15 protein-coding genes are annotated in these 16875 nt (G+C 40.4%); 9 read left to right on the top strand and 6 right to left on the bottom strand.

The genetic code is table 11. The features are described from left to right. Window positions 1-33: 33 nt before the first annotated feature. The gene (locus QQK00_RS00290) at window positions 34-858 is read right to left on the bottom strand and encodes a mechanosensitive ion channel family protein (protein WP_284215474.1); all 825 of its coding nucleotides are present in this window, start codon (window positions 856-858) and stop codon (window positions 34-36) included. A 237-nt stretch (window positions 859-1095) separates the two neighbouring features. Between QQK00_RS00290 and QQK00_RS00285 the strand changes: the two genes are divergently transcribed. The 4 genes from QQK00_RS00285 to QQK00_RS00270 are packed head-to-tail and all read left to right on the top strand — an operon-like array spanning window position 1096 to window position 4653. Further along, a complete protein-coding gene (locus QQK00_RS00285) occupies window positions 1096-1725 on the top strand; it encodes a paraquat-inducible protein A (RefSeq protein ID WP_284215473.1) in 630 nt (209 codons plus the stop codon). Beyond that, on the top strand, window positions 1698-2378 hold the full coding sequence (locus QQK00_RS00280) for a paraquat-inducible protein A (RefSeq protein ID WP_284215472.1): 681 nt from the start codon (window positions 1698-1700) through the stop codon (window positions 2376-2378). The genes QQK00_RS00285 and QQK00_RS00280 overlap by 28 nt, the downstream gene beginning before the upstream one ends. Further along, window positions 2375-4063 carry an intermembrane transport protein PqiB gene (gene pqiB / locus QQK00_RS00275; protein WP_284215471.1) on the top strand — a complete coding sequence of 563 codons (1689 nt, stop codon included), beginning with the start codon at window positions 2375-2377 and terminating at the stop codon, window positions 4061-4063. Before QQK00_RS00280 ends, pqiB begins: the two co-directional genes overlap by 4 nt. After that, entirely contained in the window at window positions 4063-4653 is a 591-nt protein-coding gene (locus QQK00_RS00270) for a PqiC family protein (RefSeq protein WP_284215470.1), read from the top strand. The genes pqiB and QQK00_RS00270 overlap by 1 nt, the downstream gene beginning before the upstream one ends. A gap of 119 nt (window positions 4654-4772) precedes the next feature. On the opposite strand, the gene QQK00_RS00265 is transcribed toward QQK00_RS00270, so the two are convergent. From QQK00_RS00265 to QQK00_RS00255, 3 genes are all read right to left on the bottom strand, one after another. Then, entirely contained in the window at window positions 4773-5567 is a 795-nt protein-coding gene (locus QQK00_RS00265) for a peptidylprolyl isomerase (RefSeq protein ID WP_348521131.1), read from the bottom strand. 55 nt (window positions 5568-5622) lie between these two features. Then, the gene (locus QQK00_RS00260; protein WP_284215469.1) at window positions 5623-7143 is read right to left on the bottom strand and encodes a tryptophan halogenase family protein; all 1521 of its coding nucleotides are present in this window, start codon (window positions 7141-7143) and stop codon (window positions 5623-5625) included. 288 nt (window positions 7144-7431) lie between these two features. After that, a complete protein-coding gene (locus QQK00_RS00255; protein WP_284215468.1) occupies window positions 7432-7776 on the bottom strand; it encodes a SemiSWEET family sugar transporter in 345 nt (114 codons plus the stop codon). A gap of 160 nt (window positions 7777-7936) precedes the next feature. On the opposite strand from QQK00_RS00255, the gene QQK00_RS00250 reads away from it, so the two are divergent. Then, window positions 7937-8776: an AraC family transcriptional regulator gene (locus QQK00_RS00250; RefSeq protein ID WP_284215467.1), complete on the top strand. Its 840-nt coding sequence runs from the start codon at window positions 7937-7939 to the stop codon at window positions 8774-8776. Window positions 8777-8802: 26 nt separating this feature from the next. On the opposite strand, the gene QQK00_RS00245 is transcribed toward QQK00_RS00250, so the two are convergent. Beyond that, window positions 8803-10149: a hypothetical protein gene (locus QQK00_RS00245; protein ID WP_284215466.1), complete on the bottom strand. Its 1347-nt coding sequence runs from the start codon at window positions 10147-10149 to the stop codon at window positions 8803-8805. Between the two features lie 212 nt (window positions 10150-10361). Here QQK00_RS00245 and QQK00_RS00240 point away from each other — a divergent pair, with 212 nt between their 5' ends. Next, complete coding sequence (locus QQK00_RS00240; protein ID WP_284215465.1) at window positions 10362-11582, top strand: glycosyltransferase family 2 protein; 1221 nt, start codon at window positions 10362-10364, stop codon at window positions 11580-11582. 5 nt (window positions 11583-11587) lie between these two features. Here QQK00_RS00240 and QQK00_RS00235 read toward each other — a convergent pair whose 3' ends face one another. Then, window positions 11588-12193: a thioredoxin family protein gene (locus QQK00_RS00235; RefSeq protein WP_284215464.1), complete on the bottom strand. Its 606-nt coding sequence runs from the start codon at window positions 12191-12193 to the stop codon at window positions 11588-11590. A gap of 194 nt (window positions 12194-12387) precedes the next feature. Between QQK00_RS00235 and QQK00_RS00230 the strand changes: the two genes are divergently transcribed. Genes QQK00_RS00230 through QQK00_RS00220 form a run of 3 tightly spaced genes read left to right on the top strand, consistent with a single transcriptional unit; the run spans window position 12388 to window position 16721 of the window. Beyond that, window positions 12388-13422 carry an HD domain-containing phosphohydrolase gene (locus tag QQK00_RS00230; RefSeq protein ID WP_284215463.1) on the top strand — a complete coding sequence of 345 codons (1035 nt, stop codon included), beginning with the start codon at window positions 12388-12390 and terminating at the stop codon, window positions 13420-13422. After that, window positions 13415-16588 carry a response regulator gene (locus QQK00_RS00225; protein WP_284215462.1) on the top strand — a complete coding sequence of 1058 codons (3174 nt, stop codon included), beginning with the start codon at window positions 13415-13417 and terminating at the stop codon, window positions 16586-16588. The genes QQK00_RS00230 and QQK00_RS00225 overlap by 8 nt, the downstream gene beginning before the upstream one ends. After that, window positions 16563-16721 carry a hypothetical protein gene (locus QQK00_RS00220; RefSeq protein WP_284215461.1) on the top strand — a complete coding sequence of 53 codons (159 nt, stop codon included), beginning with the start codon at window positions 16563-16565 and terminating at the stop codon, window positions 16719-16721. The genes QQK00_RS00225 and QQK00_RS00220 overlap by 26 nt, the downstream gene beginning before the upstream one ends. The last annotated feature ends 154 nt before the right edge of the window (window positions 16722-16875 follow it).

The following is a 16875-nucleotide window of genomic DNA, read 5'->3' as shown; positions in this document are numbered from 1 at the left end:
TCCAAACGGAGACGTCATTTGCGTTTATAAAAATTATGCTTGTTCTGAATACAAATGAACATCGCGTTGAGGGAAAGGAATTGTGCAGCCAGCTTTCTCTAATGCCAACTTACCCTGCTCGTGAATGTCAAAGTAATATGCCCAATAATCATCTGTTTTCACAAACGCTCGATAGAATATATTGACTGAGCTATCACCTAACTCAGATACAGCAACCACATTCCCTTCTTCTTTCAATACACGCTCATCACTATTTAATAAAGCCAATAATGCATCTCTAGCCGCTTTCATATCGTCGTCATAGCTGATACCAAAGGTTACCTCAACCGCTCTGGTTGGGCTTTTCGTATAGTTAGTTAAATTACCGTTAGACAATGGGCCATTTGGAATGATGATAATACGTTTATCAAAGGTTTCTAATACGGTAACAAAAATACCCATCTCGATAACCGTACCACTTTCACCTTGTGCCTCTACATAGTCGCCAACCCGGATTGGACGGAAAATAAGTAACATTACGCCCCCCGCAAAATTAGACAAACTGCCTTGCAAGGCCATACCTACCGCTAGACCTGCGGCACCAAGCACAGCGATAAAGGAGGTCGTTTCAATCCCCACCATTGACGCAACACTGATCACCAATAAGACTTTGAGGAGTATTTCAATCGCCCCAGTCAAAAAGGTTGTTAATGTGTCGTCCTTCAGACCTTTGGCAAATGCGGCTCCAGCGACTTTACTGATGCGTGCAATAACCCACAAACCTACGATAAGCACCAATAGCGCCATTAACGCTTGTCCACCGTATTCCACGGCGTATTGGAGTATTTGTTCTGAGTATTTTTCGACATCTTCAAACATGGTGATTTCCTTAGTTTTTTGAAATATTTTTATGGGATGCAGAGTCTACTTATAAAACAGCTTACAGGCATGTCTGTTTGTGTCGCGCAGACCCATAGGTATATGGTATACCTGCCTAGCTATATATGACATCTGTTTTTACACTGATTTAACAATATAACCGACTAATAAGGATAATTTGCAAATTAATCCCGTGAACCTTATTGTAAAGGGCTTCTGCAAATAGCAATGATAACTATGGCTCACTCAGACGACTGTCAATACAACTACGCATGCGCTGAATGTGATTTACTTATAGATATGCCTGCGCATATTCCACATCGTACTGCCTTGGTTTGCCCGCGCTGCAATCACACCTTGGCAGTTGGCCACAGAAACCCTAAGCACCACGTCGTAGCGGTTTCTATTACCGCGATTATCGTAATGGTCATTGCGCTAAGTTTTTCTTTTATCTCGTTCTCGGCAAATGGCCAACAACGAGACATTAACTTATTCCAAGCCTCTTCCGAATTATTCGCGCAGGGGTATTATTTTGTTGCGTTATTGGTCTTGTCATTCATCATCATCTTGCCAATCTTATATTTGCTATGCTTGTCACTGATTATTGTAAACACGCAATACAAACTGCACTTTATTTCGACCCACCTGCTTGGTCGCATAGCGAGCAGTATTCTCCCTTGGGCAATGACCGAAGTATTCTTAATTAGCGTACTTGTCGCATTAATAAAAATTGTCTCTATGGCCGACGTTACCCTCGAAATTTCGTTTTGGGCATATGTGATTTTTGCGACCTTATTTACTTACGTTGCGTCCATCGTAGACAGTCATAGGCTTTGGCAATGGATAGCGCAAGGAGACAAATGGTGAGCCCTACACCAATTGACAGCAGTAAGGAAAATACTACCGACAAATATGCGCAAGGCAGCGCAGCTGAAGCGGGTTTAACAAACTGCCGACTATGCCATCATCTAACAGATAGTCGTGAGCAACATTGTCAGTACTGCAATGCCCAAATAAGTCCAAGGGTGCAGCGCAGCGTGCAAATAACATTGAGTTTACTGATCACAAGTTTTCTATTGTATATTCCAGCCAATATTTACCCTATCATGACGACAGAAGTCTTAGGTGATCGCTCACCTAGTACGATTATTGGGGGGGTTGTCCTCTTTTTATCACATGGCTCTTACTTTATTGCTGCGGTCATTTTTATTGCCAGCATAATAGTACCTTTGGCAAAAATGTTTGCGCTAGCTTGGTTGTGTTATGCAGCGACATGTCGTCAAAATATAGATAAATATGAATTGACGCGACTCTATAGAATTACCGAATTCATTGGCAAATGGTCGATGGTTGACGTATATGTTGTTGCAATATTGGTTGCTTTAATTCAATTGACAGGACTTATGTCAATTCAGGTAGGTATTGCGGCCTCTGCCTTTGCTGGTGTAGTGTTACTCACTATGCTAAGCGCATTAATGTTTGATACGCGTATATTATGGGATAAAGCTATAAAAAAATGACAGAACCGCAAAGCAGCCAAAACACCACGTCAAATAACGGTGTGCCACCACAAAAACGCGAAAAAACCAAGATTTCCAAGATATGGTTATTGCCAATGATTGCCGTGCTCATTGGTATCGGTATGGTATATAACGATTGGCAAAATCGCGGCATACTCATTCAAGTCATGTTTGAGACCGCAGAAGGCTTAGAAGCAGGTAAAACGGTGCTAAAAAGCCGCAATGTAGATATTGGCATGGTAAAACGTGTTGGCTTTAATGAGGAAAAAACGCATATATTAGTCGATATTGAAGTCCAAAAAGACATGGAGGCCTTTATTGTTGAAGACAGTCAATTTTGGGTCGTTCGACCACGTATTGGTGCCCGCGGAATTACAGGTATCAGTACGCTATTGTCTGGTGCATATATCGAATTATCGCCGGGCAAGTCTTTTATCGAAAAGTATAATTTTGTCGGCCTAGAAAACCCGCCTGTCACGCCAAGCAATGCCGATGGACTGCATTTACGACTAGTTTCTAGAGGCAGTGAAACACTCAACATTGGTAATCCGGTGCTTTATCAAGGCTTTGAAGTAGGGGCAGTAGAGTCTAAGTCTTATGACGATTTGGAAGAAGAAGCGCATTACGATATCTTTATTAACGCGCCTTATCACAACTTAATTACAGCAAATACGGCCTTTTGGAACGTCAGTGGATTTCGCTTATCGATGACAGCGGAAGGCGTGAGTTTTGACGTAGCATCGCTTGACGCACTCTTTAATGGTGGCGTTGAATTTGGACTACCCGATGGCGAAGTACCCGGTAAAGGCGTACCACAAAACCATTTATTTACCGTGTACGATAGCCTTGAGAGTATTGAAGAAGAAAAAGATTACGCCTTTATTGAGTATGTCATTCTAGTAGAAGACTCAGTCAGTGGTTTATATAAAGGCGCCCCCGTTGAATACCGAGGCATTAGAGTTGGTACCGTTAGTGAGCCATATATGCAATTTTTACAAATCGCAGAAATAGCAGGATACGGCAACGAAGAACGCATTCCCGTCGTCGTGCGTATTGAGCCAGAACGACTTCTAGGGAATCAGCTTGGCTCCCTCGCAGATTTCAAACAGGTATTTGACAACTGGATTAAAGAAGGCTTAACGGCGTTTGTTGAGAGTGCTAATTTGGTCACTGGCAGCCTTAAAATTGCCTTGTCTCCTGGTGACGAACCTAAAACAGACGTAGAATATTTTGGTAAGTTTCCTATTATTCCTGCGACCATTGGTGGTTTCGAAAGTATTACTCAACAATTGGATAGCATATTAGCCACACTAAATACTTTACCGTTAAACGATACCGTAGATAAGGTAAACACGCTGATTGATAGTGCAGATAAAACGATTCAATCAGCGGGTAGCGCAATCAATACTGCTGAAAATACTATCAAGCGCGCGGATACAACTTTACTTGCCTTAGAAAACACGCTGCAAGAATTACAAACCACACTAAAAGGTGTGCAGCCCAACTCAGATATCTACCTATCATTGCAAGACGCTATCGTTCAGCTCGAAGCAACGTTAAATGATGTCAGACCCTTGGTAAAAGAAATAACGAATAAGCCAAGTTCATTGATATTTGGCGAAAGCGCCGGCCCCGACAGGGAGCCAAAGCCTAAAAGTATGGCATCTCAAGAAGGAGAAAAATAATGCGTAGGCAACTCACCTTAAGGTGCCTTAAAATATGCATGTTTTCAATGCTGTCATTGTGGCTTTTTGGGTGCACATCATCCCCCCATATAGAAGAAAACGTTACTTACTATATTTTTGACGCAAATCCCTTACCACAAACAACTGAGCATGCGAGTAATCTCACTCCGGTTAACATTGCAGCGGTTAAGCTGCCACGCTACTTAAGTGGGGATCATTTAATAATGCAAAGTCAAGATCATAGCTTTGTGCGTGCAAATTATCATAGTTGGGCAGACAACTTAGATGCTGCTATTAAGCGCGCGATAATTAGTGATGTAAACCAAGCAAACAGTAAATTTTATGCCGTAAATAAATGTCAAACTTGCACAAGCATTACAGTACATATTGAACATTTTTATCCAACCGATGGCGGAGACATACTGTTATCGGGTTACACAGAGCAAAACTCAGGGAATTCAGAGAACAAAATAACGCGTTTTTACTACAAAACTGCGCTGGAAAGTGCAGGTTATGCCAATGCAGTTAAGCAAATGCGAAAACAAGTTTCGCTGTTAACTAAGGATGTATTAAAGAGTTTAGACAAGTAACACGAGAGCTTTACGATATTCAATGTTGCTGGCGTATAAAATGAAAAAGCAGGCCACATGTGCCTGCTTGATATCACTTAAATCTTAGCTTTCGTCAAAAGGTCATCGCAATCAACTGTTTATTTGGACAAGCGCCTAAAGTAGGCAATAGAGAATAAAGCAAACAATCCCCAAAACGGCACGCTGCCGCCGCCTGAAGAACCACCAGAGTCACCGCCATTGGATGGCGGAGTTGAAGGCGGGTTTATTCTTGTATTAACAACAGGGTTTACTTCGGGATTAGAATCTTCCGCATCGTTTACGATGATGATGTCTGTAACAATAATGTAATTTTCATTATCAGGTTGTCTACCAGCATTAGCATCAGCTTGAGTATAGTCGCGCACAGGTATTTCATTGAAAACACCTCCGTTCTGTAGAATAGGTAAATTAGCAATTGCATCAACTACAGCCATGCCATCTCCAAGCACTTGCCCAAATACAGTGAAACCACCGTTGTTGGCATCTAAACTAATACTATTATTGTCTAAATTGATAAACCACTGAGATGTTGCACTATTTGGATCACCGTCTAACTTTGCCATCGCAATAGTACCGCGCACATTCGAAAAGCGCGGTTCATTTTGTACAGCTGGATTTGTTTCAATAGCGAGTGGACGCTCTATACTATTCGCCGTAAACCCACCACCTTGAACAACAAACCCAGGCACCGAGCGATGAAAAATGCTATTTACGTAAGTGCCGGAATTTACATAAAGCAGAAAGTTATCGACGGTTTCTGGCGTTTGCTCATCAAAAAGGGCGACATTAATATTACCAAGTACTGTTTGGATTTGTACTTCAGTCGCAAATGCTGCACTGTTGGATAGGCCAATTAAGGCGGCTGATAGTAATAAATTTCTTAGTTTTTTCATTATGTTGTTTACTTCTCTAATAATTGTATAAGTTACGTTTTTATGTAGTGTGTATTCACACAACTGCTTGATTAAAAATGCCTTCATTGATTGGAAAAAAACGTGCGTGCTCTTTTAGCTGCTGTCGTATTTGCTTAAGCGCGTCATCTGCCGCGGCATGTTTTTGCAATTGTTTTGCAGCGCCAGAGGGAAAAACACCAACCCCAGACAATAATACATGCCATGACATCGAAGAATAATATTGCGTAATTTGTTGCCGCTTGAGCTCAGCATCTAAATCGCCCCCTTGACACCACACTTCCATAATTGCCTGCAGTGAATCAGAAATTTTTATGTCATTGCGGCATGCCAACCAATAGTTAGAATTTTGGCGACTATTCGTCAAGTAGTGCAAGACAATGTAATCTCTAATATGCTCAAACACAAGATTGACACCGTCGTTGTAAAAGCCTTGATATTTAGGTGAATAATCCCCCTTTTCGTATTGCTCAATAAATTGTTCGATGCTTAATTGGACAATATGTAAGGCGGTTGCTTCTAGTGGTTCAATAAAACCTTGAGACAAGCCTATCGCCACACAGTTTTTATGCCAGTGCTTAGTGGTGCGGCCCACACGCATCTTGATGTGCCGGGCTGATGCATCAGTCAATATGCTGTCACCAAGACTACGCCGTAATTCGGCTTCCGCGTCGTCAGCAGATTGAAAATCGCTACTATACACATAGCCATTGCCATTGCGCGTAGTCAAGGGAATATCCCAGCGCCAACCGTTGCTCATTGCCGTCGCAACAGTTTGTGGCGAATATTGTGATTTAGGCGCAGAAGGGATAGCTACTGCAGCATCATTATACAAATTGTCTTTAAAAATCGTAAAAGGTACACCGAGTGTTTTTTGAATCAATAAAGCACTAAACCCCGTACAATCTACAAAAATGTCTGCTTCAACCAATCCATTCTTTTTAGTCTCTACATGAGAGATATCACCAGATGGCGCTAATTTCACTTGAGTTACACTGTCGACTATGTGCTTTACACCAAGGCTGGCCGCATGTTTTTTAAGGTATTCGCCCAACTTGGATGCATCAAAATGATAGGCATAAATGGTGTCAGATTTTTGTTTATCCAAGGACAAAGGTAAACGTTTTTGTTTTACCAACTCTGTTTGTAAAAAATAGTCATTTGGATGCGCATTTACTTCGTAACCATGATGGCGCAATGTAGTGACTTGTCTGAAGACGTTAAAGCATTCACCGTCGACACTGCTCAAAAACGGATGGAAATAACTCGTATGCCCCGGAATCGTCGACCAATCAGCAAATGTAATCCCGCCTTTGTAAGTAGCACAGCAAGCCGACATCCATTCACTTTCTTCGATATCCAACGCATCAAAAAATCGCTTAATATATGGTGTAGAGCCTTCACCAACACCTACCGTAGGAATGTCGCTAGATTCTAGTAAGCTAATTTCAAACCCTTTATTTATGAGCTTTTTAGCAAACAAATTTGCTGCCATCCAGCCTGCCGTGCCACCACCGACAATTAGGATTTTTTTTGTCTCACCGTTATTTGTTTGCATTTAGATAGATACCGACTTAACTCATACACCGTTTACGAAACCAAACGCGTGGGCGATTAGTCCATGTCAAAATAATGTTAACAGTTGTCAGAATGGGTGTCAGCTTAATTTCCGCTACAAAACGTAACAATTTGATCACATTTTAATAGGAAGATTCAGTACTGTTGCAGAAAGGGGATTTGCAGATAGAAGTTATAAAGATTGAGGAAGGCTTAAAAATTTGCAGGCCAAATTAAGGCCTGCTTTTTTATGGCATTGTTTATCCGCGTACCATAAATAAGTAGATGGTTAGCTAATACACTCGTGTGTACAACACTTATCTTGCAATGCTAGTGCGCTATCATCCAATTCCTGTGAATTTTCGGTCTTTTTTGTAGCAAAGTCGTTATACAACTTCATCGATAATATACAAGCTGATAACAACAATGTAACCATGTTCGCAACTATCACTGCACTATCTTGTTTAAATATTCCATATGCTAACCAACCAGCAACACCCACTGTAAAAATGCTATACATAGCCAATGACAACGAAGCGGTATCACGTGTTTTGATCACCTGAATAGCTTGTGGCAAAAATGAAAAGGTCGTCAAAAATGCCGATGTAAAACCAAGTATTTCAATAGTTGTCATAATATTCACCTTAATAGTTCATTACTTTCAGTTTTCGCAGAAGGCCTTTTTTATGTTTTAGGCTTCTTCGAAAAGTTGCGGCAAGTTTACGCACATTATTTCCAATTGGTTATGTTTTAAGCTATCATATTTTTTATCCATTACTATCATTTATAATTCCATGCTTACTCAAAATGAATGGTTAGATACACTCGAAATTGGTCCGGAATGTGACGAGCGTTTTGTCGATTGTGACAAAACGCCACAGTTAAGTTTGCTTAAGAGTTCGCTGTCTGGTGTGTCAAACCTTAAAGGAAATTACAAAGTTGCAAGGTCAAATCCACAATGGCATGCCCTTATATATATCATCGACGGTGAATTAGATTTAAAGACAAAGGATGGACATCAAACGGTAAGTAAAAGCCACCTTGTCACCCTGCCCGCACACAAGCCGTTTATTATGGAGTTAAAGGCAAAGCATTTAGACATGGTATGGTTTCACCTAGATGAAGATGACAAATGGAATGCATCGATTAATGGGCGTCCAGACGCAGAATTTTGTGAAGTAAATCAACAGATTTATCATTTACTCAGCATGATTTACTACGAATCTGAAGCCAGTTTGCAACGCCCAGCTTTTGAACATCTAGATGCATATATTGCGAAAAGCTTGCAAGTACACCCAACTCGTTCACAAGAGTCTCAGCGCATTTGGCAGCTCCAGCAAGCACTAGAGCAACGACTGCACTACAATTGGACAGTAGATGCAATGTCAAATATTGCTAACTATTCGCCGCCGCATTTACATCGATTGTTCCAGCAAAATTTTGGGAAAAGCCCACTTCAGTATTTAATACATTTACGTATGGAGCGGGCTAAATATCTATTGACGCAATCTAACTGGTCAATAGAACAAATAGGTGAGCAAGTAGGCTATAGTGACGTGTTTAATTTTTCAAAGCGTTTTAAAAAATCCGTGTCACTTGCGCCGGGGCAATACCGTAAAAAGTTCGCAAATTAAATGCTATTTATTTGAACGTCTTAATCTTAGCTTTCATTGAGTTTTTGTATTTGTGAGTATAAGCGTTTAATCACAGGGCCACCTGCACGTAGCCGTTTGGCTTCGCTAATCAACAACATTGCATTTTTATAATCACCTCGTTGCATTAGCAAACGGGCAGTTTCACGTAAGAAATCAACTCTATCGAACCTTGCCATTTTTCCGAGCTCTTTGTCAGTAAAAAATACGTTCTTTTCTCTGGCTTGTAACACATAATGGCAATCAAACAATTCACATAGTTGTTTGTGGTCTGCGTCATCACTGAACCACGTTTTGGCTAAAATACGCTTTCTTAACCTTTTATACAGTGTGTTCTCTTCACTAATGAATAAGCGCATGATTTCTATCATTTCTGCACTTATCTTTAACGAAGATACACTTTTATTGCATTGCGATGGCTTAAAACACATATCAATTGCAAAGGCAGATTCAAGCTCAGTGATATCCGCTTGAAATTTTTTACACAGTCTGTCATATGCGTCTTCACTGATAAGGCTGTCGGAAGACGACGCGTCATACGTCTGAGCATCTGAAATCCGCTGGAAAAATAAATCTAATCGTAAATTGATACGTTCGTCTTTTTCAGTAAGCACGAGGTTCATCAAACGTTTTAACTTTAGTGCAGCGAGGCAATAGCCGCTATTTATACGAGCGACAAAAGTATCACTTGGGAAACGGGCAGGTTGTATCCCAAGACAGGAGAAAAACTTATGAACAACATTATGCTCAATTTTATCACTGGACAAATAAGGGAAAAGAATAAAGTTTTCTGCAAACAACTGCTGCCAATCAAACAAATGCCGTCCAGATAAAAATGGTTGTACATTTCTTATCGCACGCTCGGCATAGTCATCAATTTTCTTAGTAAAAAAGTGTCGTTTTACCATTTGGTTATACGCAGAAAAGAATGCTTCAACCGGGTGCCTAAAAAAAGCAATAATAATCACATTAAGCCCCTTTGTTGCCTCATGAAGCTCCTCTGGGTTTTGTGATAAGCCCTCACTTGAGAGCAACAAGATTTGATTTTTCTGTTTTGCCTTTATTAATAATGTATTAAGACTTTGTCGAAACGCATCAACGCCATCATCTCTCAGTGTTTTGAATAAGCTTGAGTGCCCCCCAGAAACCCCGTTTTTATCAATGGCATGTTTTGGGTAGCAGTAACTATGCTCAGCCAATACTGCTTTGTTCTCCAAACATAATTTTTGGATGGCGGACGACCCTGTTTTGGGTAAACCTATATGAATAATTACATCTATATTGCGAGACGGGATTGTTCCCATACCTGCGTCGAAATGCCCACTGCGAACTTGAGCTTCCAATTTACCTGACATGTAACACTAACTTATAACGTAGAAGACAATAATCAGCGGAGTATACATGAGAACAATAATGAAGTCTTAAGATGATTAAGCATTGCCCATGTTGTAAAATACACCGTCTTTGGTGTCATATTTTACTTACACCTTACTCAAATTCATTTATATTACCTACATTCATTTTTTGGCACTACACCTTCTGCCGTACTTCATGAGAAATTGCTTAGATGTTGTCTTTGTTTAAGAAAAATAAACCAATAAAAATCAAACTTGTTGCAATTGCAAAAGACGAAGCGGCGTATTTACCTGAATGGATTTACCACCACCTAAAAAGCGATTTCGATTCAGTCGATATATATGTAAACCATACCTCAGATAATACTTGGGAGCTTGCTGAGTGTTTAAAGGATGAATCAAGGGTACAATTTATAGACGGCAACGAATTTTTTTATGAAGGCAATAAAAACCCGCAACGTACCGTTTATGAGCACGCCTACAAATCCATTGATAAGAACATATTCGATTATTTGATGTTTCTAGATATTGACGAATTTTGGGCAAACAAACACAAATTTGTATCCGTAAAAGAACGCCTTAAACAACTGGGACACCCCAAAGTACTTTGCTTAAATTGGTTTAATAAACATAACGAGACGGAATTTTGCGATATATATGACACGCAACAAGTAGGCGCCACGTCTGAATGGGTAAAAACACTGTTTTCAACACACATAAAAGTTAAGCATGTTGAAATACACAATATTAAAACAAACAAGAATCATCATGTGTTAGGGGACGGTAAGTCATGGGAGCTGGCAGATTTTAAAGGACCCGTGGGCTATCTTCCTGAAGACTTGAGAACAGCAATAGCAAGAGATTCATTTATTTTACACCGAATGAATCGTAGCCAAATGGAATATATCTCCTTACTTTCACGTGGCGCTGCGCGACAAAACCAGAAAGGCTTAAATCGGCTGAAAACCAATCGAAGCGGGTATTGTTTCGCGAACAATGAGCAAGAAGTGATTTCCTACCCCGAGGCGGATTGCAAGCAGTATCGACAAGGGCTATTGCAGTTTATTCAGGACAATAAACTCGAAGTGCCATTAAAAACGGCAAGAACATTTATCAAGAAACGTTTTATCGCCACTCTCGACAATATAAAAAATAGTCCAATAGAAGACATCAAATTAATAGAACGAATAACAAAGAACGTGACAATTTGTGAAGTAGTCGCGGCGCGAAAGGAATTCTTGCAGCCGGTAATAAAAGAAAAGAAACACGAAATTGCAGACACGCTTAGACAACTCGCCATATCGATGGAAAAGATTGATACAAAAATTGCCGAAGATTTAATGGCTAAGGCCCTAGAGTATAAACCTTCAGGGCCCATGATAAAACGCAAGTTAGAAGAGTATCGGCGTAAGCTTAACAGCGAACTTGATTAAACCCGTTAAGCAAAATAGTCAGGCGTATTGCCTGCTTTCCATTTAATGTTACACCCCATGGACGGGATCTGATTTTCTTCAATACTGCCGTCAGTTAATAGTTTGTCGAGCGCAGACGCTAAAGCGTCGCCCGACGCTTGCGCTTTTGATGAATCATAATTGCCTGAAGAAATACGATGAGGACGTGAAGCATCAAATTGCCCGCGATAAGCAAGCTTACGAGATGCATTAAACACATATATGTCGGGCGTACACGCGGCATTGTATGCCTTTGCTACCGCTTGAGACTCGTCAAGTAAGTAAGGGAAACTGTAACCACGCAATTCACGTTCTTTTTTCATCGCATCAAAATTATCAGCCGGATACATGTCGACGTCATTGCTGTTTATCGCGACGAAGCCGACGCCCTTGTCTTGGTATTTTTTTGCTAATGCAGATAGGGCGGGTGCGATATGAATGACGTAAGGGCAATGATTGCAAATAAACAATACGACTAGCAATTTGTCTTCATCAAAATCACTCAATGACGTAATACCACCACTAGTATTGGGTAAACAAAAATCAGGGGCCGGACTGTGTAAATCAAGCATGGTAGATTCGGTAAGTGCCATAAAAACTAAAAATCCAATGTATGCGCAATAAGAATGCAGAAAGTATGCTGTAACGGAGCTGCAAAGTCACGCAGCATCATATAAACACGCCTAAATGAACCGTTAGAATGCGTCTTTCTAATATTTTCTACAAATGTAATTTTTTGGTCTACACTTCTTATTACATCGAAAGTAACCAATAGTTGCAAAGCTCAATGGGTAAAGCGACAGTTTTAGTAGTAGATGACACTCCTGACAATATCGAATTAATAAAAAATATTCTTAATCAAGAATATAGAGTAAAGGCCGCGACCAATGGGCAGCAAGCGTTAAAAGTATCCCGTTCAAATAACAAACCCGACATAATATTGCTGGATATTATGATGCCGGATATGAACGGATACGAAGTGTGCAGAAAGCTAAAATCTGACCCTTTAACGATGCATATCCCAGTCATGTTTATCTCTGCAAAAACAGAATTGCAAGACGAAGCCTTAGGTTTTGAACTTGGTGCTGTAGATTACATAACAAAACCGATAAGTCCCATGTTAGTAAAAGCCAGAGTAAGGGCGCAATTGGCACTTGTGAATCAACACCGTGAATTAGAAGTGCTCGTAAAGTCGCGTACGCACGAACTTGAGAAAACCCGTTTAGAAATAATACAAAGACTGGGCATTGCGGCGGCATATAAAGACAACGAAACCGCCTTACACGTGACTAGAATGAGTCTATTTACGAAACTCTTGGCGGAACGATACGGCGCAAACAAGGAATGGGTCGAACTAGTGCATCTAGCAGCCCCCATGCATGACATTGGTAAAATAGGCATTCCTGACAACATATTGCTTAAGCCAGGAAAACTGGATAAAGATGAATGGGAGATCATGAAGCTACACAGTCAGTACGGCGCAAAGATTTTGGGGAATCATGATTTTCCACTGCTTCGTATGGCAACTGATATTGCACTGTATCACCATGAAAAATGGGATGGGTCAGGCTATCCAAAAGGACTCATCGGAGATAGCATTCCTTTAGCAGCAAGAATGGCGGCAATCGCCGATGTATATGATGCCGTAACGACAGCCAGACCATATAAAGAAGCGTGGCCTGAAGATCGCGCAATCAAACTGCTTGAGGATGGCGCGGGAGCGCACTTTGACCCAGAGTTAGTCAAACTATTCTTAAGCTGCCTACCTGATATCCGCAAAGTCCAATCGCAGCACGCAGAAAAGCACTCTGCCCATGAATAACACCTCACAACTCGGTCATCTCGTCCGTGCTTTGGCCCTACTATTAGTGCTCTTTAGTCTGTCGCTAGCCATTGGTGTTGTGATAGACGTTCTTTATGGCGTTCTGTTTTTTTCCGCAAGTATTGCGCTCTACTGCATATATTTATTCAATCAAATTAGACACAAATCTGCGGCGCTTGAATTGAGTGATAGCGACAAAAAAAATCTCTATAGATTACTCAATAAAATTCCCAATGTTTCTTATAGTTGCAGATTGGATGAAAACTGGACAATGCTGTATATCAGTGACTATTTCGAAGATTTAAGCGGCTATCCAATAGGAGACTTTCTTGGTCCAAGTAAACGTAAAAACTATATCGATATCATTCATACAGAAGATAAAGATAAATTTTCTGGAGAAATACTGAAAAGTATTGCCAATAAACAAACATTTTCAGTTGAATATCGAATTCATTGCGCCGATGGCACTATTAAATGGGTTCAAGAGAATGGACAAGCAAGTTTTAATGATGACGATAATACGTCCGTAGAATTATTGCACGGTTCGATATTTGATATTTCAGAACGAATAAGAATCGAGCATCACTATCAACAAATGCTCGAATCAGCGCCTGATAGCATGATCGTTATAGATCAGCATGGAAAGATAGTCTTTGTAAACAATCAAACATGTCGAATGTTTGGGTACAGCATTAGCGAAATGATTGACCAGTCTGTCGATTTGTTACTCCCCCATCGATTTCAACAAAAACATGGTCAGCATATACAAGGTTTTTTCCAAAAACCTAACGCTCGCCAAATGGGCGCTGGCGCGGAGTTGTGGGCCAAGCGTAAAAACAACAAAGAATTTCCTGTTGAAATTAGTTTAAGCCCATTTAGTGGTTTGGATGGGATTTATGTGTCAGCCGCAATACGTGATATCACGCAAAGAAAAGAAATCGAAAAAGAACTTAACATTGTCAAGAATGAAGCAATCGCGGCAAATAGGGCCAAGTCCGACTTTCTTGCCAACATGAGCCACGAGATTAGAACGCCCATGAATGCAATATTAGGAATGAGTCAATTAGCACTAAATACAACGCTTGACGAAAAACAGCGAAATTTTATTGACCGAGTGCATCGCAGTGCAGAATCTCTATTGGGCATCATAAATGACCTACTAGACTTTTCAAAGATAGAAGCAGGCAAGCTAGATGTTGAGGCCGTTCCCTTTCAGCTAGAAGACACTATGGAGCACTTGGCCAATTTAATCGCTTATAAGGCCGAAGAGGCACAAGTTGAGCTCAATTTTTATGTAGATCCCCAAATAAATACTCACTTGATTGGAGACCCTCTTCGTTTAGGGCAGATTCTAGCAAACTTAGGAAATAATGCGGTTAAGTTTACGCAGGCAGGCGGTGAAGTTGTGGTATCTGTCTTTTGTCTGTCAGATACACTAAAAGATACGACCCTACAGTTCGAAGTAACTGATACCGGCATAGGCATCAGCGATGAGCAACAATCTCAGCTTTTTAAATCATTTTCGCAAGCTGATTCATCTACTACCAGAAAATTTGGTGGTACAGGACTCGGTTTAGTTATTTCAAAAAGTTTAGTTGAATTACTAAATGGCGAGATATCACTCAAAAGTAAATTAGGTTTCGGCAGCACATTTCAATTTACACTTACTTTTGACAAGCAGCATGAGGTGCCTACTGAGCAACAGAAAATAATTGAAGATATTAATGACATCCGTGTATTGATCATTGATGACAATGCTACGGCGCGAAAAATTCTTTGCAATACCCTCAACCATTTTAAAATACATGCTGATACTGCAAATGATGGTCGACAAGGACTCGACAAGATTATATCTGCAGACGATACGGCACCCTATGAACTTGTACTGATGGATTGGAGTATGCCGGATATGGACGGTATTAAAACGACAATCGCTATCAATGAACTCGGATTAAACCATACCCCTAAAGTAATAATTGTCACTGCGTTTTGCCGAGATGAATTGGCCCATGAAGCCCGCAACTTGCCAATAGCAAAAATTCTTACTAAACCCATTACGGCATCGTCACTGTTGGATGCAGTACTCGTGGCATTGGATTTTTCTTCTGTACCAAATCAACGTGCACAAAAACGGTCATCACAACTAAATGCAGTGATTGACTCATTACGGAATACTTCTGTACTGCTCGTTGAAGACAATGAAATGAATCAAGTACTAGCAATGGAACTGCTGATATCTAATGGCATTGAGGCCACCCTGGCACGAAATGGTCGAGAAGCAATAAAAATGGTGCAGGAAAACGCGTTTGACTTGGTATTAATGGATTGTCAAATGCCTGTAATGGATGGGATTGAAGCGACACAATACATTCGAAAAACACTTGGGAATACAAATTTACCAATCATTGCTATGACTGCCAACGCTATGATAGGCGATAAAGAAAAAGTGCTTGAAGCAGGGATGAATGATCACATAGCAAAACCAATAAACGTCGATAATATGTTTAACACAATTGCAAAGTGGATTTCGTCTTCTACTCCTAGCGTTTCACCTAAAAAAGAACCAATCAACACGTCGTTCCCTAAAATTCCGGGAATAAACACAAATGCAGGCTTAGCTAGGACAGAACAAAGCGCTGATTTGTATTTAAAGCTGATGCTCAGTTTCAATCAAAGTATTCACGATTTTGAAGCTGATTTTAATGCTTCAAAAGATCGTAAAACGCAAGTGCGCCTTGCACATACCTTGAAAGGCAACGCCGCGAGCATTGGCGCTGACGTGGTTTCAAACAAAGCATTCGCGCTTGAAGAAGCCCTCCAACAAAACATAGATCACACTGGAATCTTGAGCCACTTGCTTAATAGCCTTACGTTGCTAGAAAATGACATTAATCACGCACTCAAAGCTTACGCCAAGCCAGATTCCACAGCACCTACAATTTTAGATAAAGAGCAAACCAATAGGCAATTGAGAAAAATAGAACAACTACTCGATGAATCCGATACAGAAGCGAGTTATCTCTTGAAAGAATTAGCGGCATCAATAGACTGCATTGATCTGCAGTTTAATTTAAAGCGTGCGAGTAAAAAGTTAGAAAAGTATGACTTTGATGCCGCCTTAAAAATATTAAGGAAAGCGATTGCCAATTATTCAGCCTCACATTGAGCATAGGCGAGCACGGTCACCAAAAGTGTTCGATGTTGGCATTAAAACAGATAGAAAATTGGCGTACCTAGTCCTAGAAAGTTCGAACCGTTTGTTTGAAGAATTAGCTAAATGGGAAAGTGTATTAGAGTAGTTTTAACTCTCAAATGTTGAATAGGAATAAGTCTGGATGTTTTTGAAAAAGTGTCATATTTTTTTACAAAAAGAAACTAGGTAATTAAAAAATCATTATGTAGCAGAGTTTTAAATATTGGATCAAAATTTGCTTTAGCTCATCCTTCAATATG

It is taken from the genome of Agaribacter marinus, from assembly GCF_030160655.1.
In the GTDB taxonomy this organism is placed as follows: Bacteria; Pseudomonadota; Gammaproteobacteria; order Enterobacterales; family Alteromonadaceae; genus Glaciecola; species Glaciecola marina.
This window is presented reverse-complemented; position numbering and strand designations above follow the sequence as displayed.